The sequence below is a fragment of the Paenibacillus enshidis genome (genome assembly GCF_042136365.1).
Classification (GTDB): Bacteria; Bacillota; Bacilli; order Paenibacillales; family Paenibacillaceae; genus Paenibacillus; species Paenibacillus enshidis.
Genome location: NZ_JBHHMI010000001.1, coordinates 409,247 through 433,116, shown reverse-complemented (window position 1 = coordinate 433,116; position 23,870 = coordinate 409,247). Strand labels below are relative to the sequence as shown.

The window sequence follows — 23,870 nt, the reverse complement described above, 5'->3', positions numbered from 1 at the left end:
AACTAAGCTCCTTTTTCAGGCATGTACCGCGTAATTATATCACCCGGCGGGAAAAAGGAACAGCGTTCAGAGAAGGAGCCTTGGGCTTAATTCAAAGTCCATATCACGGTCCTGTCGATTCCGTCCGGACGGATCGGGCCTTCTCAGCAGCTTTAGGCAGTGTGGCGAAAGAGTGAATGACCATGCCCCCAACAACAAGTAATAAACCAGTCCAGCCTGTTAAGCCAGGCAAAGGCGCAGATAGTACAATCACCTCCGCGATCAAGGCAAAGACTACTTCCAGCGATTGTGTCGCTTCCACACCGGCCAGCCGCTGCGGGCTGCTGCGGACCATTTGGGTTGCCTGAAAAAACAGCACCGTCGCCGCCACACCGGAGAAAACGGCAACAAGCAACGAGTTATACAGCTGGCTTGCACTTGGAGGTCCGGACGTCATCCATGCATACAGGGACAGCAGCAGCCAGAACGGCAGGCTGCATAACGTCATGGCCAGCACGCGCTGGGGAGCATCAAGACGTCCGCCGCTGATTTGCATCAGCTTTCGGTTCCCTGCGGGGTATGCGGCACAGGCGATGATAATCGGCAGCACTCCCAGCAGCAATTCACGGCCGGTAATGCTTGCCGCATGACCCGCCTGAACAAGAACTATACCCGATAAGATGATGAGAGATGTGCATAAAGCGGCAACGGGGATAGAGGATTTAAAGACGACGGTCAGTCCCTGCTTCCTCCAGTTTTCCTCAAGTACGGGGGCAATCATCAAGCCGATGACGATTGTAAGCTGCCATGTGGCCGCCACCAGCCACCCTGGGCCATATACGGAAGCAAAGCAGATAGGCGCATAGAACAGCACGAACCCGATAAAGCTCCACAGCATCCATGCCCCCGGATTGCTTCTGATTTCTCTAAAAACAGGAGCAATCCCGCCGCGCAAGGCCACGAGCCCCAGCAGCAGCGGAAGCATCATCTCATATCGTAAGGAAGCGCTCCAGGCCCAGCTGCCCCCTTCCAGATTCATTATCCGGTTCAGAATAAAAGTAAACGCAAAGAAAAAGGCTGCTAAAATCCCGATCCACAGCGGCTTCATTTGCTCCCCCCCTTCTGCCCGGCCAGCAGCGCCCCCAGTGTTAACCAATTCCGTTCCGTCAGTTCCCCGGCCTTCTGTGCGTTGCCTTCCCTGGCCGCTGAAATAATCTCTCTATGCTCCTCCACCGAGTGAAAGCCGCTAATGGATGAAAATTTCGCCAGCGAGATGCGCCGCACCTTCGGAAGAATCCGTTCCAGCGCATCCTGCAGCTCCGGATTGGCAGCCGCTTCAATAAAAATGGAGTGAAAACGAGTATCCTCCTCCAATGCTGCTGTGGTGTCCTGCTGCTGTAAAGCCGTAAGCAGCCTTTCATTGGCAGCCTCCAAACGCTCAAGATGCTTCTGGTCCAGATGCTTGCAGCCCAATCTGGCGGCAAGGCCAAACAGCGAAGCCACAACAACGAAGGCATGGGCCGCATCCTCCTCACGGAGCGGCGCTACCTTAGTTACCGATCCTGGAAAGGACTGGATCAGTCCTTCATCCTCCAGCCGCTTCAAAGCTTCACGTACAGGCGTCCGACTGACGCCGAAGGAATCGGCCAGCTTGGCATCATGAATGCGCTCCTCTGGAGCAAGCTCAAGCGAGATGATAGCTTCTTTTAACAACATATACACCTGATCTCTTAACGACATACGATTCACTTTGGCAATATGTAATTTATCCATAAAACCAATATATCGCATATTGATTTTTCTAACAAGTAAATTGGGCGATTAAATACAAGCAGCTTATGCTTTAATATAGCTGCCAGTCTAGCTGAAGGGAGGGATGATTTATGCAATTGACGGATTTTTTTAAAAACTCTCCTCTTCATGATCTCGAACTTGATTTGGAAGGAAACAAGGACTTCTCACGCGAGGTTGAACTATAAAAGCGCCGCGTACCTATCAGAGGTAGCGGCGCTTCTTCGTTTGTTTTCCAATACATCTTGTATTACTTCTTTGGTTTACATAATAATATTTATGAAACCATTATGAAGGGAGTTGCACATCCAACAAATTCATTGCTGTTTCTTTCTCCCGGTTGGTCACATGTGTGTAAATAGTCGTTGTCTGGATCGACGAATGTCCAAGCAGCTCTTGCACCGTTCTCAGATCGGCCCCTTTGCGCAGGAGCATGGTGGCAAACGTATGCCGCAGCTTATGGCTCGAAAAAGTTGTTCGCTGAACAGTTCCTTTTTTCACCTGGTACTGCTCGAACGTTTCATACGCGATTTGCTGAATGGTACGAATCGCCAGCCGCCGCCCTTTTTGCGAGACGAACAAGGCTTGTTCCTTGCTGCGCCAGGGCTGAAGCCGGGTATTCACCGCCTCCTGCAACAAGCGGGCCACCTCGGCCGGAACAGGCAGGGTCCGCCATTTGCGCCCTTTGCCAAATACGCTCAGCTCCCGGCGTTCCGGATTAAAATCTCCTACATTAAGCGCATGAACTTCACCGACACGCAGCCCCATATACACCATCAGCAAAAATATGGCCTGATTCCGGCTCGCATATTTCCCGGTTACAGATAATAGAAACGGCTGAATGTCTTTTTCATCCAAATAGACGGGCGATCTGTTCTTTTCTGTCTTGGCCTTCTTGATGCCAGCCGCCGGGTTGTTCGTGCTTAGCTCGAATTCCTGCAAAGCTTTGAAGAAGCTGTTGACGGCAGCATGCTTCCGGTTGCGTGTGCTGTCCCCCGCCCCGTTCTCTCTCGCTTGTGACAGATACGCCATGACATGAATCTTTTTCACCAGCTGTAAAGGCTTTTCATTCAAGGAATGGAGGAACTGGTACACATCGCTTATATAATTTTTTTGCGTATGGGCCGTAAAGCCGCTATCCTTCATCCAAATTCGGAAGGCCTGCAGCTCTTCTTCATAGATTTCTTCGATGATGGAGTGATCTGTTTTTGATTTCGGCAACTTTTTTCTCCCTTTCATCTATTGGAAACTGTTTCTACCCACACAGTGTATAGGAAGTTGGGATAATAATGCAAGTTTTAAGTTTACATAATTATAGTTACGTATTTTTAATCTCTCAGACTTTCATTTTAATTTTTCGGACTTAATGGCCTTTATTCGGGTAAGTGGTCTTCCTTAACAAATAAAGTCGAAATAAACAAAAACAGCGTATAATTTATGTTATACGCAATTATTTATTGCTGTTTTCCCTTGAAATGGGCGCTGTATTGCCGTAATAACAATGGCCGGAACGATGATATGCGCGTTCTGGCCATTGTTTTACTTTATTCCGCTATCTTGTATGGACTTTCCGTGTTCCTGCGTCCTCTTTTCAGTCCTGTGCCACGATTTGCAAACCGCGAGTCTTAATGCCCAGCCCGAGCGCTGCTTGTACAAGCTCTCTCCCCATTTCCTCCGTAACCTTCGGGTACATCATCGTATTGCCTGCAACCTTGTCTGAACACCAGGTCAACCTGATCAGGAGCATAAAAGTAATGTTCGGATTATCTCTCGGAAGCTGGAATGACCGATAGAGGCTCTCCGCTTTGCAGCTTGTATTCGATCGTCTCCCAAATTTTCTGCAAATCGCTTTGCTGCCTTTTGATTTTCTCCTGATAGCTGCGCAGCATCTCTCTCATTTCCTCATCCATCTCCATGTTATTGTCTCTGTAAAGCCCCAAAAAAGGACGGATTTCCTCAAGAGACATTCCGGTTTTTCTTAAACATTTGATGACTAAAATAATTTCTTTATCCCGATCGTTGTAGATACGGTGCCTGTTTTTCTTTCTTTGGATCTGGGTGAGCAGCCCGATTTTTTCATAATATCGCAAAGCATCTTCGGTCGTATCGCATAAGTACATCATCTCTTTCATTGTATAACTGTTCATTCCAATACCGATCTCCTCTTTGCTGAAATTATAGGGCTATTTTACAACCTGGAGCCAACACCAGGTCAAGGTAAATGGGGATCAACATCATCATGTATTCTTCTACAAACCGACATCTAAAAAACATATCTCACTTTATTGGGTCTCGTTATTCTTTTTTGTTGCAAACTCAACAAAGTTAGGTTAAAGTTAAAGTATGTTATTTTTATTGCATTTGCAACAAAATACGTGTTAATGAGGTTAACTTATGAGGGAAATTCTGCGTGAAATTGGAATGATCGCAAGGGCATTGGATTCTATAAGCAATATAGAATTTAAAGAACATGACCTTACCAAAGGGCAGTACTTGTATCTTGTCCGAATCTGTGAACATCCAGGAATCATTCAGGAAAAGTTGGCTGAAATGATTAAAGTAGACCGGACAACCGCAGCCCGGGCCATAAAAAAACTTGAAATGAATGATTTTATCGAAAAGAAAGATGATGAACATAACAAAAAAATTAATAAGCTCTTTCCAACAGAAAAAGGGAAACATGTGTTTCCCTATATAAAAAGAGAAAATGAGCACTCAAATCGTGTCGCATTAGCGGGATTATCCGAAAGTGAAGCAGAAACCATTTTCATTCTTCTGCAAAGAGTAAGAAAAAACATAGAAAAAGATTGGGAATTTGTAAAAAAAGGAAATAAGAGAACGTATTGATTATTAAAGGAGAGACCTATTCTAATGACCATAACAATAAAAAAGTGCAGCCATGAAGATTTACAATTACTCCAAGAAATAAGTATAGAAACATTCAACGATACATTTAAAGATCAGAATTCACCTGATCATATGAGAGCCTATTTGGAAAGAGCGTTTAACTCTAAACAGTTGGAAAAGGAATTGTCCAATAACACTTCGGAATTCTTTTTCATTTGTTCCAATGAAGAGCTTGCAGGATATTTAAAGGTAAATATGAATGATGCCCAATCCGAAAACATGGGTGATGAGTCTCTTGAGATCGAGAGAATTTATATAAGGAACACTTTTCAAAAACACGGGCTTGGTAAAATTCTGTTAAATAAAGCTGCGGAAATTGCGCTGGAACATAATAAAAAGAAAATCTGGCTGGGCGTATGGGAAAAAAATCAAAATGCCATTGCTTTTTATAAAAAGATGGGGTTTGTGCAAACAGGAGCCCACTCTTTCTATATGGGTGATGATGAACAAATAGATTTTATAATGACCAAAACACTCACTCATATAACATTTCCCTGAAACGATATTCAACTAACGGGGAACATACGCATCCGGTTGGTCCAGTCTGCATGCCTATCATTCCGCTTGGATTTTTTTAGAGTATAAATGGACTTGATCGCCACTGTCAATTACTTTTGTCCTTAGCAATAGGCATTTGCTGCTAAGAGGGGACCGCCACCCAATGGCCTTTGGAAACTTCAATCATGCGGGAGCTCTCCAACTGGTATTTATCTGCTCCCTGCTCCTCTTCAATAATCTGTTCCTTTTTCGTTTTCCCTGCTTTCGGGTCAGGCACAGGAATCGCGGAAAGGAGCGATTTCGTGTATTCATGCTGCGGATTGGCATACAGCTCTTCGCTTTCCGCGAGCTCAACAATTTTACCTGCATACATCACGGCCACCCTGTCACTGATATGCTTGACCATGGCGAGGTCGTGGGCGATAAAAAGATAAGTGAGATTCAATCGCCGCTGAAGATCTTCGAGCAGCTTCACAATTTGTGACTGGATTGAAACGTCAAGCGCCGAGAGAGGTTCGTCACAGACAATGAATCGGGGTTCAACAGCCAGCGCGCGGGCAATCCCGATCCGCTGCCGCTGTCCACCTGAGAATTCATGCGGATAGCGGTTGGCGAATGAAGAGTCAAGCCCGACCATGTCCAGCAGCTCTTCCACTCTTTTTCCACGCTGCGGCTTGCTGCCGTAAAGCTTATGTATATCCAGAGCCTCTCCAATAATGTCCCGCACTTTTTTACGTGGGTTCAAAGAGGCATACGGGTCCTGGAAAATGATTTGCATGTACCGCCGCATCTGTTTCATTTCCTTGGCTGACAGGCGTCCGAGCGCCATGCCCTTATAGAGCACCTCTCCGCCTGTGGGCTCATGAAGCCGCAGAATGGAACGTCCCGTTGTGGATTTCCCGCTGCCCGACTCCCCCACCAGCCCGAGCGTCTCTCCTTCTCTGATATAAAAACTGATATCGTTAACCGCCCGCACCACCTGACCTTTCCCCATATCAAAAAATTGCTTGAGTGCACGCACCTCGACCAGTGGACGTTCGCTTTTTTCACTTAAACTGGCCTGCTCCTGCCTCTTAGGCTTCTTGCTTTCATGTAATCGCGGAAGAGCGTTCAGCAGCTTGCGTGTGTAGGGATGCTTCGCATTTTCGAAGATGTCCGCAACCGTTCCCGACTCGACAATCTCGCCCTCCTTCATGACCGCTACCCGGTCGCACATACCTGCCACGATGCCCAGGTCATGTGTAATCAGGATGATGGACGTGCCAAATTGCTGCTGCATATGCTTCATCACCTGCAAAATTTGCGCCTGGATCGTCACATCAAGCGCGGTCGTCGGTTCATCCGCGATCAGCAGGGCCGGGCGGCAGGCAAGCGCAATGGCGATCATCGCCCGCTGGCGCATTCCTCCCGAAAATTCATGCGGATATTGCTCGTATCTCCTTTCCGGCTCCCGGATGCCCACAAGCTTCAGCATCTCAATGGCCTGCTCCTTTGCCTGCCTGTGAGACAGCTTTTGATGCTTGATTAAAGTTTCCGCAATCTGCTCACCGATCCGGATCGTCGGATTGAGTGAGGTCATCGGGTCCTGAAAGATCATGCCGATATCCTTGCCGCGGATGCTCTCCATTTCTGGCTGCGTTTTTTGCACCAAATCGTCACCCAGAAAAACAATCTTTCCGCCCCTGATCGATGCTGGCGGTGACGGCAGCAGCCGCATGATCGACCGTGCGGTAATACTTTTACCACTGCCTGATTCCCCAACAATTCCAAGCGTTTCCCCCGGATAAAGCTCAAAGCTCACTCCCCGCACAGCTTCGACCTCCAGGCTGCGTGAGGCAAAGGTTACGCGTAAATCTCTGATTTTTAAAATAGGTTCCACACGAATCACCTGCCAAGTTAAAAGTACCATCCGTTTCTGAATTGTCTTGACTAACCACAAATGCCCAAATAAAATGTACTATATTCATCGGATTAGTACAATTTAATTTTGTAAGGAGGTGAAATCTGTTGGAACTATCCGCAGCCACCAAAGCTTCTTCAGGCTATTCCCACGCTGTTGCCGAAGCTTACGGGCAGATGATGCTCCATCCTGCATACCGCTTCTGGCTGTTGCTGACCGGCGCCCCGGTAAATCTCGTTGTCCTGCTGGTGCATCTGCACCGCAGAAGAACCTCCCCCGCACTCACCCTGCAGGCGCAGGTGGAAACAGAGCTGCGGGCTGCAGGGCATTATGACAGGCTCACGGCTGAGTTTGAGCAGCAGCTTATACATAAACAGCTTTTTTTCGGGCAGCAGCCAAACAAGCGTGAAACGTACCGGGAAGTGGTTCAGCGGGCGGAAGCGCGGTTTCGGGAAATCGTCAACGAAGAGGTTGCTCAGCGGGCACAGGATAACCAAGCAGGAGAGCACAGCTTTACAGACACGTTCCGCTCGCTTGCAAAGCATCCGTTGTTTCTTTTGTTATCCATCATTCCCGGTCTGCTGATGTATAGCCTGATGCTGATGTACAGCAATCCTTATGTGAAGTTCGTATTCGAACGGCTGGTCATGACGCTCTTCGTCATCCTTGGTGTGGCGCTGATGGTATTTACCATCCTGTATCTGTCACCATTCAATCCGGCCGCCAACATTCTTGGCGAAACAGCGACGCCTGCACAAATTCAGTCATTTAATTCATTGTATGGGCTGGATCAGCCTTATCTCACACAGCTGTGGAACAGCTTAAAAGGCATCATGACCTTTAATCTCGGCAGCTCGTTCACCGGCAATGAAGAGGTCGTTCCCACAATTGCCAGAAAGTTTCCGGTCACATTCATGCTTGCAACCATCTCGCTTTTGCTGGCGCTGGTGATCGCTCTGCCGATCGGCATCCTTTCGGCGGTAAGGCCGAATTCCTTGTTCGATCACAGCTTTATGTTCGTCGCTCTGCTGGGCTTGTCCATCCCGAACTTTTGGCAGGGACTGGTGCTCATCCTGAATTTTTCGATTCATCTGGGATGGCTTCCCGCAACCTATAACCCGCAAAACGCATTGTCCTTCGTGATGCCAGTCCTTGTGCTGGGAACCGGCTTGACGGCTGCGGTCGCAAGAATGACCCGGTCTTCCACGCTGGAGGTGATCCATGAGGATTATATTCTGACGGCCAGGGCCAAAGGGCTTAACCGGTCGCAAGTGCTGATGAAGCATGCGGTCCGCAACGCCCTTATCCCGATCATCACCGTGGTTGGGCTGCAGTTCGGCGCCATGCTGGGAGGAGCGGCCGTGACGGAGAAGGTATTCAATATCAGCGGGCTCGGCAGCTATATCGTGGATAAGCAGTTTATCCCCGATATTCCAGCCATTATGGGCGGAGTGGTGTACACAGCGATTACCATATCACTCGTCAACGTCATCGTGGATGTGATGTATGCCTTTATTGATCCGAGAATCCGCACAAAAATGAAACATTATTAAAGCAGGTGAAGTCCATTGTCCAAAAGACGTTTCGCCCGTCACGAAGATGGGCACAAGCTTAAAACATCCACAGAGTACAACCAGGCCGTCTTTACCTGGATCAGCTCGCTCGTGGTTACACTGATTCTGCTGTTCAACAGCTTCAGCTATGACAGCCGTTCGCTAAAGCCGCTGGTGTTTACGGTATGTATGCTCTATGCCTTCTTCACCCTGCTGCAGGCTGTCGTTACGGTAATGGTTCGCACGGATCTCCTTCGTTACGGGGCCATCCGCCGCCGCACAAGAGCGCTCGGTTACATCCAGCTTCTAAGCATCGCCACAGGCAATATTTTTATTGTGACTGCGGCATTTGGACTTGTAAAAAAACAAAAGACAGCCGAGTATACGCTGGCTGTGTATATGCTGCTCACACAGCTTTTCGTGATTGCTGTATCGGCCTTGAATATGTTCAAGCCTTATGTGGCGGATGCCTTCCCTGCCGCCATGCTCATCCTGTGCGCTGTTGCCCTGTTTGATCTCGCAGCACTGCTCATCATTGCGAAGGCTGTAGGAAAAAATGATATTGCCCCAGGGCTGGTGTGGCTTGCGGTACCGCTGATCCTGACAACGATAACAGGCAATCTGTTCTCCCTGCTGCTCGGCATCATTTTACTGGCGAAACTACGAAGCAGAAACGATCCGGCCGCACCCAAATGGGAGGATATTGCAGAACGAATCACGCAGAACAGTGCCCCCATGCTGGGTTTGCTTTTTATCGTTTTTCTATTCTCCATTTCCATCTGCAGCATATTCACCTTTGACTACAGCATGGCGGTGGAAAACAATTACAGCGCTATTTTGCAGCCTCCAAGCCTGGCATATCCGCTGGGGACTGACAACTTCGGCAGAGACCTGTTTGCCAGAATCATCTTCGGAGCCAGAATTTCGCTTGTTGTCGGAACGATATCTACCCTGATCCCGTTCCTGGCAGGTGGTATCCTCGGAGCGGTCTCCGGATATTATGGCCGCCATTCCGATAACATCATCATGAGAACACTCGATATTCTCTACTCCATCCCGGGCATTCTGCTGGCCATTGCCATTATCGCCGCTTTTGGCGCCAGTACGGTCAACCTGATTGTGGCCCTCAGTATCGGAGCCATCCCGACCTACGCCCGTACAATGCGGGCCAGCGTCATGATGGTGTCCACGTATGAGTTTGTCGATGCCGCCCGGGCACTTGGCTCGGGAAATCTGTCCATTCTGTTCAAGCACATTGTGCCGAACTCGATGGCGCCCATGATCGTCAAGGCAACCTTGACGATCGGATCGGCTGTTATCGCCACCAGCAGCTTAAGTTATCTGGGGCTTGGTGTGGAGCCGCATATTCCGGAGTGGGGAAATATTTTGAAGCTGGGCAGCACCTATCTGGAAACCAACTCCTATCTGGCCGTTTATCCAGGCTTGGCCATCATCGCACTTGTGCTTTCCTTTAATTTTCTGGGAGATGGTTTGCGGGATGCCCTTGATCCGAAAATGGCTTAGCCAATGCTCCATGCATTCCGGGGAATTACATCAGTCTTATATATGAAACTATAGACAAGGAGGAAATAAAGGATGAACAAGAAATCGTTTGCCGTCATTATACTTGCTTTTTTACTGGTTTTAAGCGGCTGCTCCATAACGACCAAATCTGACACTGCCAATCCAACAGCAAAATCCGCTGCGGAGGAGACATCTGAGAATACTTCCAATGGGGTAGATGTAGAACTGCTCGCGCAAACCTCACAGGAATCCGATGTCAACATCATCCGCGATCAGCTCACCAAAAACGGGTTTAACGTCAAGCTTAACTTGCAGCCTGACTTCGGCAGCTTCAGCGCACAAAAGGACGCCGGCAATTATGACATTGCCTTGTCCAGCTGGACGACGGTGACAGGCAACCCGGACTATGCCGTCCGTTCCCTGTTCAAAACCGGGGGTGACTACAGCATCCTGTCCGATCCGGAGATCGACAAGCTGATTGATCAGGCTGCTTCTGAATCACCTGAGAAATATACGGAGACCTACAAGCAGCTGGAGCAGCGTCTCGTTTTTGACAAAGCTTACATCGCTCCCCTGTATATCTCGCTGAAGAGCCAGGCAGTCAATAAGGACATCTTGAAGCCGGAATCCGTGCGGTTGTCCAAATCCCGTGCGCTGGCCTGGGAGGATATCGAATTTAACGATTCTTCCCGTAATGCATCAGATCCCCTCGTCCTGACCCAATCGATTTCAACCCTGACATCACTGGATCCAATCAAGGGAAATGACGGCTCCATCAATACGATCAACACAAATATGTACGTGCGCCTGATCAATTTGACAGATGACGACAAAATTACGGCCGACGGATCTCTCTCCCGCAACTTCACCATCGCCGAAGGCAATTCGGAGTACTACTTTATTTTGAGAGATGACATTAACTTCGCGAAGGTAGAAAATAAAAAAGCGGCCGATTCCGGTGAGCGAGTCGGTGCGGAAGACGTCATTTTCTCCTTGAACCGCGCCAAAGACCAAAATTCCGTACCGGATCACCGCACGTATTCACTCCATGAGCATATAAAGACGGTTGAAGCCGTTACGGATCTGAATGCTTTGGACTCTATCCACTCTGCCGACGGCGGAACTGTCCGCGAAGCGCTGGAAAAAGGGCTGGGTGCCCCCATCGCTTCCCTGGTTGCGGATAAGACCAAGGCGAACAATGCACAAGGCAAATATCAAGTGGTTAAGCTGACAACCACAGAGCCATTCCCGCAGGTGCTGAACTATTTGGGCCATCAATCCGCTGGCATTGTATCTGAAAAACAGGTCAAAAGCATCAACACCTACGATGTGTCCACCTTTGATGTTAACAAAGACATACCCTACGGCGATCAAAACACAGTGACCGAAGGCGGAAAATACAATAATACGCTGTATGCCAGCGGTCCATATGTCCTGATCTATAAAAATGACTATGAGGCGGTTTTTGAGAAAAACCCGGCTTATATGCCAGGTACGGAAAATGAACCGAAAATCGCAAACATCTCGCTCCGCTTTATCGCGGATGCGGACAGCGCACTGTCGGCACTCAGAAGCGGTGAAATTTACGCCTATTACGGCGTTCCGGAAACCAAATATGAAATTGTGAAAAGCGATTCAAAACTGAAGCTGCAGACTTTGGAAAGCAACGGCGTCACTTATCTGCTTTTCAATGTTACCGGCAACCGTGAGGTAAGCAAAAGCGAGGATTTGCGAAAGGCGGTCCTGTATTCGATCAATCAGGATGAAATCCTCCAGTTTTATGAGGGAAACAAAATCAAAGCCGCATCGACGGTCAGCCCGCTGGTGAAGACGGGAAATGAGCTGACTGCCGACCCGGCAAAGGTGCAGCAATTTTTGACCAGCTATAAAAGTCAGAAGCCTTAATTTTTAGTATCGCAAGCCTTCCCGGACAACAGCCTGCAGCTCAATCTCAAACAGAGCCTCATTTCTCACTTGCATTAACTTTCCCGCCCGATCGTACGATGAGGTCACCAGAACTTACTGGTCGACCTCTTTTTTGTATGGTCATGGCAAAAAGAAATCGCCTATGCGCGCACATCCCTTAACCGCAATCCTCTGTATCAATAAAGAGGTTAAAGCATCTTCCTTTCTGCGCCTGACATTGACTTTGCATTTAGTGAGTCTAATCACAGGGTTGAATCTCCGCCAATTTTATAATCAGGTTGTGAATGAAATTACAAATAACCAGGAGGAATCAATCATGGATCAATATGCCGCAATGATTAACGCTACAGAGTACCCGCCGAAATTCAAGCACAAGGTCATTTTTGATACATTTTCTGCGCTGCCGCCGTCCAAAGCGATGCTGCTGGTGAACGACCACGATCCACTCCCTCTCCGCTATCAGTTTGAAGCGATGCACCCCAATGAATTTACATGGGAGTACATCGAAGAGGGGCCTGACGTTTTTCAGGTCAAAATCGGCAAAATCTAAAAAGCCTGTGAGGAGCTTCGTGAGTTTCGTTAAAGCCCCCAAGCCGACCGGGAGGGATAAATGGTATGAAACAGGAACAATTTAACATCGTAGAGTTGGATGTAAGAGCGCATTTGCGCAATAAAAGCGATCCGTTTCACATCATCATGGACGCAGTCAAAAAACTGGATAAAGACGACATGTTTATTCTCCACGCTACAATCAAACCCGCTCCATTGATCACGCTTCTAAAGATGAAGGGTTTTGTGAGTAAAACAGAGAGAAAAGCGGAGAATCATTGGGTGGTCACCCTTGTCCGGAAAGAGAACAGGCAATGGCTTAATGAAGCCGACCACAGCATGGCAATGAATATTGATACAGAAAAGGCTCCGAGACAAGAATCATGGGATACCGAGACAATTCCGCATATCATTGAGCTGGATAACCGGGGGCTGGAGCCCCCACAACCCATGGTTAGAACACTGTCCGCCTTGGAACGAAGCCGTCCAGGGGATGAGATCTGGATTCATAATGACCGTGTGCCGGTGTTCTTGATGGAGGAACTCACTAATCTGGGTTATTCCTATACGGTGGAAGAACAGGCAGATGGCACGGCAAAGGTGAAAATTATGAAATGGTAAAACCGCATCAGGGACGGATTGCTGTTCCTCTATTCGGGGTCCCGCCAACATTTTAGCGAAAACATACGCTAAGCCTTCAGATGTGACCGGCTTAGCGTTTTACCAATCCCGCCCGATGCTTCGGTGATAAGTACAGTTTTGCTCATTTTGTAAGCTGTGGGTATATCGCAGCTACACCACCGGCGAGAGCACTTTGGAGCTTGCGGCTCACTTCATCAGCAAGAATTTCAAAGCTGTCAGACTCTATTCCATCAATAGCAATTTTTGCGATTTCCGCAGGGTTGGACTTGGGAGCTTCAACGCCTGACGTCATGTCTGTCTCCATATAGCCCACATGTAAGCCAGCTACTTTTACATTTTGAGGATACAGATTTAAGCGCAACTCGTTCGTCATTGCCCACTCTGCCGCCTTTGCAGCCGAATAAGCGCCTTCACTCCCCCCCATACTGAACCATGATAATGCGGAAAGAATATTCAGTATTGATCCTCCCCCATTATTTATAAGAATAGGTGCGAAAGTGCGAACCATGGAAAGTGTGCCAAAAAAGTGCGTATTAAACTCCAAATGTATTTTATCGAGATCACCGTCAAGCAAAGAAACGCCTGTAGTCAATCCTGCATTGTTGATCAGAAGCGTAACATCTTTAGCTGCTGTAGCAGCTGCAGCTACCTCTTGAGGGTTAGTAATATCAAGCTTTACAGGAATTGCACCGGGAATGTCAACGGACTCCGGATTTCTTGCACCAGCATACACCTTAGCCCCTCTGGATAGAAGTTCAAGGGTAAGATGGCGGCCAAAACCTCGGTTTGCTCCGGTGACAAATGCGACTTGTTCAGAAATTTTCATTTTTATGTGCTCCTTTTATTGTTTTGTTTTTGATGTAAGCCCAACCAATGGGATTGACGCTGCTTCCTCAAAGGAAAGGTTTTGAGGTGAAGCCTCCATCTTAAAGGTTTAACGAAGGATTCTTCGCTTCTCTGCTTGTAACCAACCGGGAGTCCATCCTTTTTCCATCGCATCCAGGGTTACTCCTGGTGGAACAATCGTATCGATCGCATCCAGTATATCCGTGCTTAATCGGATGTCACTACCCTTTAATGTTTCCCGGAGCTGCTCGATCGTCCTAGCCCCAACAATTGCTGAAGTAATGGAAGGATGAGCTTGCGTGAATGCCATGGCAAGATGTGGTAAAGTCAATCCCGCTTCATCTGCAAGTGTTTGAAGTTTGGCTATGGCTTCAAACTTGGACCGATTTTCTTCCCGATTAGGGTCAACAATGGATTGCAAGCTTCCTGCAAAGGTGGCTGCTCTTGAATCGGAGGAGACTGATTCCCCAAAACGGTATTTACCAGTTAATAGACCACCCGAAAGTGGGCTCCAAACCAAAACGCCCATTCCGTATTTCGCTGTGGCAGCAAGCAAATCGAATTCGATACTGCGGTTTAAAATGGAATACGGGGATTGTTCAGAGACAAAACGTGCTACATTTTTGCGTTCGCTGGCCCATTGAGCCTCTGTGACTTGCCAGGCCTGAAAATTGGATGTGCCAATGTAGCGAATCTTCCCTTCACTGACCAGATCCGTAAGTACACCAAGCGTTTCTTCAATATCGGTATTAAGGTCAGGCAGATGTAGTTGATACAGATCGATATAATCGGTTTGCAGCCTTCTCAAACTATCTTCTACTGCTCGTTTTATCCAATATTTTGAATTTCCGGATTGATTTTGTCCACTGCCCATGGGATGTCCGCCCTTAGTGGCCAGAATGACATCCTGCCTACGACCTTTTAGAATTTCACCTAGAATTACTTCTGATTCACCACTTGAATAAACATCCGCAGTATCGATTAGGTTAATTCCTCCAGCAAGAGCTTCATCCAGAATGGGTGCAGCCTCTTTCGCCGTATTGTTCCCCCAAAAACCAAATGTACCAGTACCTAATACAAAACTGCTTACTTTAAGACCCGTACGACCTAATACACGATATTCCATGTTCACTCAATCCCTTCTTTGTTTTAAGTAATTAGAATTCTAAATTAGTCACACACCTCCCTCAAACGATTGATGAAGCCGGATGCCGTCTGCCAAAGGCTTTTATTCAAATTCTTCTAATACGATTTTTCCGATCGTGCTTTAGTTTTTTCAAAATCCCTGCCTCATATTTAAAGGGTTAAGCGACGATAATCGAGAACGACTATTCTAAAATGTGCACAAGTTATTACTCCCTGAGTGAGCATAGCCTTAGGCGAAAGGGAGACTCACCCATACAAGAGAGCAGCTGCTCTGCTATTGTGAACGCTTTGGTAGACTTTATATCAACATCGGCATCGCGCGCTGCCAATTCCACCGCCGAATTCACCATTTCAATATAACATATTGGGAACGAACAGTAAAGAATTTATTATCATCTCCTTGAGTACGATAGTATCCGCTTTAGTGAAAGCCTGCGACTCGGCTTGTCCGGGTAAAGCATCCCGGACCCTACAAGATTGAGGTCTTAGCGTATATTTTCATCAAAATGTTCCAGGACCCCTATTCAAACCTAAAAAGAACTGTACCCGAGCCAGATGGCGCGGTACAGTTCTTTTTAGGCGAACAGTCATTAAAGCTCCGGTTTGGTATCCTCAAGCACTTGTTTGAGAACCAGCGCATGATTGCACTTCTCATCTTTTGCCGCATAAAGCAAGGTCACCGTTTGCTGATCGGCCCAAGCACGCAGCTGCTGCAGATAAGGCTGAGCAGGCTCGTCCCGCAATTCTTCCCTATAACGGCTGCTGAATTCCATGTACTTAGCGGGATCATGTCCAAACCATCTGCGCAGATCGCCGCTTGGAGCCAATTCCTTCATCCATGTCGTAAGCTGTGCCCGCTGTTTATCGATTCCGCGCGGCCACAGCCGATCCACCAGCACCCGGATCTGATCATCCGGGCCAGGCAGGTCATATATTCTTTTGATTACAAACATAACAACCTCCGCTTGCGCAAACGCTCTATCTTGAAGCTACCGGGTAACCGACAAAGTTGCTGTTGCTCCACGATCCGCATCGTTGAATTGGTGAGTAACAATCATGTACTCTCCTTCTTCATTCACCTCGATCTCAATGATCGCCCCGCCGCCTGCCGGTAGAAGCACGGTTTGCATCCCTTGCAGTACATTCTGCGGATTTCCATCCAGATATACCTGATCCATGATGGCCCCTACGATATGAAACGAGCTGACACGGTTCGGCCCTGCATTGACCACATAAAAACGCACTCTGTCCCCTGCTTTGGCCGTAAAAGGCTGATCCTTCATCGCTTCCGTGCTGCCGTTGAACACTACATGTGTCGGTTCCCCTTCACTAAAGGCTTGCAGATCATTTTCCTTGTAAAATTCGCTTTGTACGATCGTATACTCCCGATCAACGATCTTATCGGTCGGATATCCCTCCGCCGATTCAACGATAATCATACCATACATGCCGTTGGCCAGGTGCTGCAGCACCGGTTTGGTGCCGCAATGATACATAAATACGCCGGGATGGTCTGCTTTATATTTAAAGATCCCATCCTCTCCCGGGTTCACGTCAATAAAATGCTTGGAGGGTGCTGCTTGAACGGCATGCATATCCATGGAATGCGGCAGATTCGGGTCCAGATTGCGCAGGGTCAGATGAATTGTATCCCCTTCCTTCACCCGCAATACCGGTCCGGGCACGGTGCCGTTGAACGTCCATGCATGATAGGTGTAACCTTTGGCAATTTCGATAGCGGTTACCTGGGCGGTCAGGTCAACATACACCTGATCGCCTTCTGTTCGGATATCCGGCTTTACCGGAGGCTGATCAAGTTTTTCCTCCGGCAGTGCTGGTTGAGCGGTCTCCTTTGGTGCAGACGATTCTTGTGATGGGCCGGATTCACAACCGGTCATAGCCAGGACAGCGAACACCGCAATCATGATGAATATATTGAACCAGTGCCTGAACATGGGCATCTTCCTTTCGTACGGAGCACTGCTTTCTTCAAATGCGTGTTCAAATATTCTGCGCATACCGTTCATCCGGTATATGATTCAGCATAACGTAGAGGACCGCTGATTCGGCTCCCGTGTTGTGAAACGAGAACTCTTCTTCTCCTTCGCAATGGACAACGTCACCTTTTACAATGTCTGTATCGCTGCCGTCGATGGTTAGCGTTCCTCTCCCTTCCTGCACGGTCAGGTACAAATGGCTGCCGGGATGACGGTGAGGTGGAAGCTGCTGTCCGGGCCGGAAGCTGAGCGTAAACACGACGCTTTGACCATGCCTGAACAAGATTTTTTTCATAAAATGCTCTTCATTAAACTACTGATATTCCTTTTTGCTCATCTTCTCCATATCCTTATCCTCCCTGATTTAAAGATAGCCCAGCCATTCCTTGGCTTCGTCGGACATTTGCTCCGGACTCCACTGTGGCTCCCATACGACCTGCACCTGAACGTCACGTATTCCTGGAAGTCCGGCAACTGCCCGTTTTACCCCGCCAACCAGCATGTCATGCATCGGGCAGCCGGGTGTGGTCAGGGTCATGGTGATTTTTGCGGTCCCTTCTGTACACTGCACACCGTAAATCAATCCCAAATCCACGATGTTGATGCCAAGCTCCGGATCATATACCTCCTCCAACATAGCCATGATTTCTGCTGATATTTCCGTTTTTTCATGCAAACCCATGATGTTATTCCTCCCTTGCCTTCCGTTATTTTGTAAACACACGCGCTATTACACTCATATAGATCAAGGCCGCAATGGACAGCGCACTCCCGGCCGCTCCCACCAATCCCCCTTGTCCCGAACCCATTCCAACCAAGAGCAGCAGCAAACAAAATGCCAACACTGCCAGGCTTGAATGAACCGGCCGCTCCAGCAGAAGCTGACCCATGGTCGGAACTTTGATCTTGCCCACCTGCGGGCCATACTTGTGTGTCCACCACAAAAAAGGAACGATTTTGGACAAATAACCCATAATGGTGATTCCAACCCATCCGTATAAATAACTCCAAACCATCATTACAATGAAGGAATGAGGAAGTTGATCCGGGATAAGCAGATAGCATACGGACGCAATGACTGCCTCGGCCGCCAGCATCCTTGCAGCCCATACCGCCCAGGTAACTCCCGCGCCGGGATCGGGCTTATGGCGGACGGCATACATCTGCTGCACATGACAGCAATACAGAACCAATGCCCCTGCCAGCAAAAGAAAGGCAATGGATTTGACGAAGCCCCAGTCCGTCATAAAACCGAGAACACCACACCACACAGCCGCATTCCACAACAGGATAACTTCCTTTTGCAACCGCTCAGAATAATGATGGGCCAATAAAAACATGGGCAGCAGCTTGTAGCTGAAACCAACGATCAGCAGCCCGAACCATCCGGTCATGCCAAGCCATACATGGGCTCCGAACAAACGGTCGTGGTATATCCCGAGCCAATTGAAATGAAAATCCATGCCCAGCAGCATGCCACTCATCCCTGTAAGTCCCAAATAAATGACTGCGCTGGCTGCACATAGGGTAACTGGATTCCAGCGGCGTCTCTTCCATAAAGTGACTCCAATATTCCACAAAAACAGCATAATGCCCAGAAATGCCGCCGTTGCGCATATGGCAATCCACCCGGCATGGGCTGTACGAAATGCGAACAGCAGCCCTGCCGTACCCAAAGTAAAGAGCCCGTACTGGACAAAACCAAGCTTTTCACTATAAATAGCTGATTGAAGAACAACCGGGACCAGCTGATAAACTGCCCCCATCGCGATCATGGTCGCCCAACCGAGAACCAGCAGATGCACCATATACCAGCCGTCCGGAGTCCGGGGATAGTCAGTAATCCAGCCTGCAAAGTCCAGCAGTGTCAAAACATGATACAGCACAAAGCTGATCATACCCGTAACAATAAAAGAAAAAGGAAGCTTGAACATACGAGTATTCACCCCGTCCCAAATAAGATTCAGGAAATCTGCACCCTCCTTTTGAGAATGGTTTTCATCTGTTAAGAGTATTGTAAAAGCTGCACGAACCGCACATTGTGATTTCAGTCACAACATGACGTATGGGAGGGGTTAAGTGCCGCGACCCAAATCTGTCACTTGGAGGCGGAAAGTGAGGACTGCTATAATAATTCTGATCCCATAAAACGCAGTACGGAAATCTCAGCATTTCGTTGGGGTACATGTGGAGGTATAATTATGATTTTACAAAAAGGCGAGACTCTGTTCAGACAAGGTGAATCGGGGTCTCTGTATCATCTGAAAAGCGGTATGTTAAAAATTGTGCGCATTCACCCCGACGGTACGCAATTGCTGGTAAACGTCATTGTGCCGAGCGAAACTATTCCTCATCATTCCCTGATCAGCCCTAACCCGTATTTTGGTTCGGCAATCGCGCTAGTGAAAAGCGAGGTGGACGTCCTTCCCCGCTCAGACTGGTATCGTGAGCTTGAAGAGAACCCGGAGCGCTGCCGCGCCATCGCCCTGCAATTACAGGACAAGCTGCGCATGATGCAGCAGCGCATTGATCAGTTAACCGAGGTATCTCCCGCTGAAAGGCTGCTGAAGCTGCAAGCGTGGATTCAGCCTTATATTGCACCGTCCACATTGACGGATGTTCTGACCCAGGATGAAATCGGTCAATTTATCGGCCTGCGCAGGGAAACGATTAACCGGCTGCTCCGCAGTCAAATCAGATCCGGGGAAAAGATGAAATCCAGCAATTGAAACTTACACTTTTTCTTCTCCTTTTCTTGCCCTAGAATGAGAACATCGTTCCACGACCGATCAAAGAAGCATCGCGGCAAGTATACATTAAAAGGAGAACTAAAAGATGGCACACACGATTCGACAGATTCATCCTCTCGCTTGGACGATCATTATCGGCACCTTGTTCGGCAGACTTGTAACGTCCATGAGCATTCCCTTTCTCTCCATTTATTTAACGCAGGTTCTGGGGGCCACACCTTCGCAGACTGGTGTCACGGTTGCCGTCAGCTCGCTCGCCGGAGTGCTTGTCAGCTTTTACGGCGGCTACATATCTGACCGTATTGGACGCAAGATCGTTATGCTGGTCTCCATATTCGGGTGGGCAGCCGTGTTTGTCGGCTTCTCCACGGCGGAGCACCTTGTGATGTTTTTTATCTTCAATACTTTGAACGGACTGGCCCGCGCTTTTTTTGAGCCGACGGCACGGGCCATGCTGTCCGACATTACACCGCCGGAGCACAAGTTGCTTGTATTTAACCTGCGCTATGCCGCGATCAACATGGGGGTCGTGTTTGGTCCGCTGATCGGACTGCAGCTGGGTACGGCACAATCGACATTCCCTTTTCTGGTCGCCGCGCTCGTATATACGGCTTATGGAGCTGTCCTGTTTTTCCAATTCTCCCTGCACCGTTCCGCCCTGACCCGTCGTACGGACACAAGTCCTCCGAAGCTGGTTGAGGCTTTGCGGATTACGGGCAGCGACCGCGTCTTTTTGCCTGTACTGATCGGCACCGTTTTTTGCGTGCTGGGTTATGGGCATTTCGAATCAACGCTGGCGCAGTATCTGATCTTGAACACCGACTTTGCCGACGGAGCGAAAGTGTTCTCTTATATGCTTTCTTTGAATGCGGTAACCGTGCTGGTTGTGCAGTTTCCGATCGTGCGGCTGATGCGCAATCTGCCTCCGCTTGTTCCGCTGATGCTTGGCAATCTATGTGTTGCAGTGAGCTTTCTGCTTTTTGGCATCGCGGAAGGCATCGCATTGATGATGATCGGTGTTGTGGTGTTTACGGTCGGAGAAGTGATGCTCTTTACGATGATGGACATGCTGGTGGACCGGATTGCCAAGCCGGAGTTGAAGGGAACGTATTTCGGCACCATCGGCTTCAACCACTTCGGCAACGTATTGGCCCCGATTTTGGGCGGATTGCTGCTTGATCATTTTGGCACCACGAACGGCCTGACCGTATTTATTCCACTGACGATCATGACCATCGCTGGTCTTCCTTTCCTGTATACCGCACACCGGCGTTTGGTCAGACGTGAACAAGCTGCCGCTGAACAAGCAACAGCTCTATAAATAACGGTATATCATAAGAAAACGTCTATCAAAATTCGATGCGCTCGGGAAGCTCCTTGACATACTTGTCCGAAAGCTTCATCCATTTCCTGATATATTTATACTCGGACTGGTAAGGCGACAAATCCTTGACCGGCTGCAGCGTTCGGAGCGATACCGCCTTACCGTCCGTAAAACCTTTTTTGCCTGCGATGAACAAAATCTCATTGTTAAAAAACGATCCTGTAGGCAAATAATAACGGATACCGATAATATTGTGGTCTATGTTCATCAGATCATGCCCAAAGGCGGTAAACCCTTCCTGTGCCAGGTCAATGCCCATAATGTTCGCCACGGTTGGCAAAATATCCACCTGTCCACCTACCTGTTCAATCACCCGCCCGGATTGGCCGGGAAGATGGATCATCAGGGGTACGTTGAACCTGGTGATATGACGGTGGTACGGAATGCCAAGCGCCTGGCTGACCTCCGTAGGCTTGAATTTTTTGCGGTTCAGGCCGAAATGGTCTCCGTACACGACGACAACACTTTTCTCCCATAAACCGTTCTTTTTCAGACCGTCGATAAAAGTACCTAACGCATAATCCGCATAGTTCACAGCCGTCAGGTAGTCTCCAAGCGGCTGGCCTTTCAGACGCTCTGGCAGCTTTAGCCGTTTGCTTGCATCAGGTATCGTGAAGGGGGCATGGCTGGAGGCGGTAATGAGCTGGGCATAAAATGGTTTCCAACTGTACTGCAGAGCTTCCAGCTTGTTCAAGCCCACCCGGAAAAGCTCTTCATCGGAAGCGCCGAAGCGGTTGAAGTTTTGCTTGTGGAAATAAGGCTTGTCATAATACTTATCGAAATTCAGAGCCTTATACAGCTCGTCACGATTCCAGAACGTAATATTGTTGACGTGAAAAGTGCTGGCTGTATACCCTTGCTTGTGCATCAGCCGGGCCAAACTGGGCAGCTTTTTTTCGCTGTAAGCATAGGACATCGGCTTATTGCCTACCGGATACACGGAGGTATTGCTCAAAAACTCGGCATCCGAGGTGTTGCCCCGGCCCATTTGCTGAAATATGTAAGGGAAATACAGGCTTTCCGCGGCCAGCCGGTTCATGACCGGCGTCAGCTCTTTACCATCTACAGAGGTGTTTAACAGAAAATTTTGAAAAGACTCAAGCTGAACGACGATCAGATTGCAGCCCTTTCCTGCCCCAAAATAGGCTGGCGCCCCCGCTTTTTTATACTTTCGGTAAGGATAAGTCTCCTCCATTTGCTGAATGGCCTGGACGGTGGACTGCAGGCCCGTATTCATCGTGCTGGTCTGCTTCTTTGCTGGCGGGACCCTTTCATGATGAGCAATGCCAGCGAACACGGCCAGACCGGCCAAGGCAGTGACAGCAAGGATTCCGAGCGTGCGTCTCCTTATCTTCTTTTTGGCATTGTTCATGATATGCTCACTCTCCCGATGATGCCGCAGCAGTTCTCTGCTTATTTTCCCCGCTCTCTAACCATCCATGTACTGTACGGAAACGAACTTTTTTCCAGATTGCAAAGCAAAAAAATCCCGCCCCGGTCACTTGGACCCAGGACGGGATTCGTTCATCGCATTTACTGGTCTGCGTTTTCTTTCGTAATCAACTTCAATTCAGCAGGGATGGACTTCTCGATCTTCTTGCCGTCCAGCACATCACGTGCTGCCTGTACCGACAGTTGTCCGATCAGTTGCGGTTGCTGTGCAACCGTCGCCGTCAATTTTCCTTCCTGAATCGACTTGATCGCATCATCGTTGCCGTCAAAGCCGATGACCGGAATATCCTTACCGGAGCTTTGGATCGCCTCGATAGCACCGAGCGCCATTTCGTCGTTATGGGCAAATACCGCCTGCACATCCGGGTTGCCCTGGAGCAGGTTTTCCATCACATTCAGCCCCTTGGAGCGGTCAAAGTCAGCCGCTTGCTTGGCCACAACAGTGAGCTGCTTGTCAGCAATTTCGTGGAAGCCTTTGCCCCGCTCGCGGGTTGCGGATGCACCCGGCACACCTTCCAGCTCAATCACCTTCGCTCCCTCGCCAAGCTGATCAACGAAGTATTGGGCTGCCATGCGTCCGCCTTTAACGTTATCAGATGCCACCAATGCCGCAACCTCGCCTTTATCGGCGGAACGGTCCAGTGTAATGACCGGAATGCCAATGCTGTTAGCAGATTGGACGACAGTGGAAATGGCCGCAGAATCGGCCGGATTGATAAGCAGCGCGTTCACTCCCTGCTGGATCAAATCATCCACATCGTTGGTCTGCTTGGCCGAATCGTTTTGGGCATCAACAACAATCACCTGCATGCCCAGTTTTTCTGCTTCTGCAACTACCCCATCCTTAAGGGATACGAAGAACGGATTGTTCAGGGTTGAAATTGACAGACCGATTTTGATTTGCTCCTGGCTTCCGCCGGAGCTAGGCTTGGCCCATCCCGGAGGCTCCAGGGAGCATCCGGCCAAAACAATCATCAATGCACTTACAAGAAGGAATATGCTTAGTTTTTTCATGTTCGTCTCTCC

The 23,870-nt window shown here is 48.7% G+C and carries 23 protein-coding genes; 9 read left to right on the top strand and 14 right to left on the bottom strand.

The genetic code is table 11. From position 1 onward, the window contains the following. Window positions 1-103: 103 nt before the first annotated feature. The 4 genes from ACE41H_RS01875 to ACE41H_RS01860 form a co-directional block, all read right to left on the bottom strand. Window positions 104-1,087, bottom strand: coding sequence for a DMT family transporter (locus ACE41H_RS01875; RefSeq protein ID WP_375352916.1), 984 nt, complete (start codon window positions 1,085-1,087; stop codon window positions 104-106). Further along, window positions 1,084-1,752 carry a GntR family transcriptional regulator gene (locus ACE41H_RS01870; RefSeq protein ID WP_375352914.1) on the bottom strand — a complete coding sequence of 223 codons (669 nt, stop codon included), beginning with the start codon at window positions 1,750-1,752 and terminating at the stop codon, window positions 1,084-1,086. The genes ACE41H_RS01875 and ACE41H_RS01870 overlap by 4 nt, the downstream gene beginning before the upstream one ends. A gap of 306 nt (window positions 1,753-2,058) precedes the next feature. Then, the gene (locus ACE41H_RS01865; protein WP_375352912.1) at window positions 2,059-2,991 is read right to left on the bottom strand and encodes a tyrosine-type recombinase/integrase; all 933 of its coding nucleotides are present in this window, start codon (window positions 2,989-2,991) and stop codon (window positions 2,059-2,061) included. A gap of 542 nt (window positions 2,992-3,533) precedes the next feature. After that, the gene (locus tag ACE41H_RS01860; RefSeq protein WP_375352910.1) at window positions 3,534-3,917 is read right to left on the bottom strand and encodes a MerR family transcriptional regulator; all 384 of its coding nucleotides are present in this window, start codon (window positions 3,915-3,917) and stop codon (window positions 3,534-3,536) included. 247 nt (window positions 3,918-4,164) lie between these two features. Between ACE41H_RS01860 and ACE41H_RS01855 the strand changes: the two genes are divergently transcribed. Then, complete coding sequence (locus ACE41H_RS01855) at window positions 4,165-4,617, top strand: MarR family winged helix-turn-helix transcriptional regulator (protein ID WP_375352908.1); 453 nt, start codon at window positions 4,165-4,167, stop codon at window positions 4,615-4,617. A 24-nt stretch (window positions 4,618-4,641) separates the two neighbouring features. Then, window positions 4,642-5,175 carry a spermidine/spermine N(1)-acetyltransferase gene (paiA, locus tag ACE41H_RS01850; protein ID WP_375352906.1) on the top strand — a complete coding sequence of 178 codons (534 nt, stop codon included), beginning with the start codon at window positions 4,642-4,644 and terminating at the stop codon, window positions 5,173-5,175. 142 nt (window positions 5,176-5,317) lie between these two features. On the opposite strand, the gene ACE41H_RS01845 is transcribed toward paiA, so the two are convergent. Further along, on the bottom strand, window positions 5,318-7,054 hold the full coding sequence (locus ACE41H_RS01845) for an ABC transporter ATP-binding protein (RefSeq protein ID WP_375352904.1): 1,737 nt from the start codon (window positions 7,052-7,054) through the stop codon (window positions 5,318-5,320). Between the two features lie 128 nt (window positions 7,055-7,182). Here ACE41H_RS01845 and ACE41H_RS01840 point away from each other — a divergent pair, with 128 nt between their 5' ends. From ACE41H_RS01840 to ACE41H_RS01820, 5 genes are all read left to right on the top strand, one after another. Beyond that, window positions 7,183-8,628, top strand: a complete 1,446-nt coding sequence (locus tag ACE41H_RS01840; protein WP_375352902.1) for an ABC transporter permease — start codon at window positions 7,183-7,185, stop codon at window positions 8,626-8,628. A gap of 15 nt (window positions 8,629-8,643) precedes the next feature. After that, entirely contained in the window at window positions 8,644-10,152 is a 1,509-nt protein-coding gene (locus ACE41H_RS01835) for an ABC transporter permease (RefSeq protein ID WP_375352900.1), read from the top strand. Between the two features lie 72 nt (window positions 10,153-10,224). Further along, window positions 10,225-12,057, top strand: a complete 1,833-nt coding sequence (locus ACE41H_RS01830) for an ABC transporter substrate-binding protein (RefSeq protein WP_375352898.1) — start codon at window positions 10,225-10,227, stop codon at window positions 12,055-12,057. Window positions 12,058-12,394: 337 nt separating this feature from the next. Beyond that, on the top strand, window positions 12,395-12,628 hold the full coding sequence (locus ACE41H_RS01825) for a DUF2249 domain-containing protein (protein WP_375352897.1): 234 nt from the start codon (window positions 12,395-12,397) through the stop codon (window positions 12,626-12,628). A gap of 65 nt (window positions 12,629-12,693) precedes the next feature. Beyond that, window positions 12,694-13,248, top strand: coding sequence for a DUF2249 domain-containing protein (locus tag ACE41H_RS01820; RefSeq protein WP_375352895.1), 555 nt, complete (start codon window positions 12,694-12,696; stop codon window positions 13,246-13,248). Window positions 13,249-13,390: 142 nt separating this feature from the next. On the opposite strand, the gene ACE41H_RS01815 is transcribed toward ACE41H_RS01820, so the two are convergent. The 7 genes from ACE41H_RS01815 to ACE41H_RS01785 form a co-directional block, all read right to left on the bottom strand. Continuing rightward, a complete protein-coding gene (locus tag ACE41H_RS01815; protein ID WP_375352893.1) occupies window positions 13,391-14,095 on the bottom strand; it encodes an SDR family oxidoreductase in 705 nt (234 codons plus the stop codon). A gap of 108 nt (window positions 14,096-14,203) precedes the next feature. Next, window positions 14,204-15,241, bottom strand: a complete 1,038-nt coding sequence (locus ACE41H_RS01810; protein WP_375352891.1) for an aldo/keto reductase — start codon at window positions 15,239-15,241, stop codon at window positions 14,204-14,206. 610 nt (window positions 15,242-15,851) lie between these two features. Next, window positions 15,852-16,214, bottom strand: coding sequence for a DUF488 domain-containing protein (locus ACE41H_RS01805; RefSeq protein ID WP_375352889.1), 363 nt, complete (start codon window positions 16,212-16,214; stop codon window positions 15,852-15,854). 36 nt (window positions 16,215-16,250) lie between these two features. Then, entirely contained in the window at window positions 16,251-17,216 is a 966-nt protein-coding gene (locus tag ACE41H_RS01800; protein WP_375352888.1) for a multicopper oxidase domain-containing protein, read from the bottom strand. Between the two features lie 46 nt (window positions 17,217-17,262). Next, window positions 17,263-17,553: a cupin domain-containing protein gene (locus tag ACE41H_RS01795; protein WP_375352887.1), complete on the bottom strand. Its 291-nt coding sequence runs from the start codon at window positions 17,551-17,553 to the stop codon at window positions 17,263-17,265. A 69-nt stretch (window positions 17,554-17,622) separates the two neighbouring features. Further along, window positions 17,623-17,940, bottom strand: coding sequence for a metal-sulfur cluster assembly factor (locus ACE41H_RS01790; protein ID WP_375352885.1), 318 nt, complete (start codon window positions 17,938-17,940; stop codon window positions 17,623-17,625). 25 nt (window positions 17,941-17,965) lie between these two features. Then, window positions 17,966-19,192, bottom strand: coding sequence for a hypothetical protein (locus ACE41H_RS01785; protein WP_375352884.1), 1,227 nt, complete (start codon window positions 19,190-19,192; stop codon window positions 17,966-17,968). 267 nt (window positions 19,193-19,459) lie between these two features. On the opposite strand from ACE41H_RS01785, the gene ACE41H_RS01780 reads away from it, so the two are divergent. Further along, window positions 19,460-19,987, top strand: a complete 528-nt coding sequence (locus ACE41H_RS01780) for a Crp/Fnr family transcriptional regulator (protein WP_375352882.1) — start codon at window positions 19,460-19,462, stop codon at window positions 19,985-19,987. Window positions 19,988-20,093: 106 nt separating this feature from the next. Further along, on the top strand, window positions 20,094-21,329 hold the full coding sequence (locus ACE41H_RS01775; RefSeq protein ID WP_375352881.1) for an MDR family MFS transporter: 1,236 nt from the start codon (window positions 20,094-20,096) through the stop codon (window positions 21,327-21,329). A 28-nt stretch (window positions 21,330-21,357) separates the two neighbouring features. Here the strand turns inward: ACE41H_RS01775 and ACE41H_RS01770 are convergent, their stop codons facing one another. After that, window positions 21,358-22,764, bottom strand: a complete 1,407-nt coding sequence (locus ACE41H_RS01770; protein WP_375352880.1) for an LTA synthase family protein — start codon at window positions 22,762-22,764, stop codon at window positions 21,358-21,360. 161 nt (window positions 22,765-22,925) lie between these two features. Continuing rightward, window positions 22,926-23,858, bottom strand: coding sequence for a ribose ABC transporter substrate-binding protein RbsB (gene rbsB / locus ACE41H_RS01765; RefSeq protein ID WP_375352878.1), 933 nt, complete (start codon window positions 23,856-23,858; stop codon window positions 22,926-22,928). Between the last annotated feature and the right edge of the window lie 12 nt (window positions 23,859-23,870).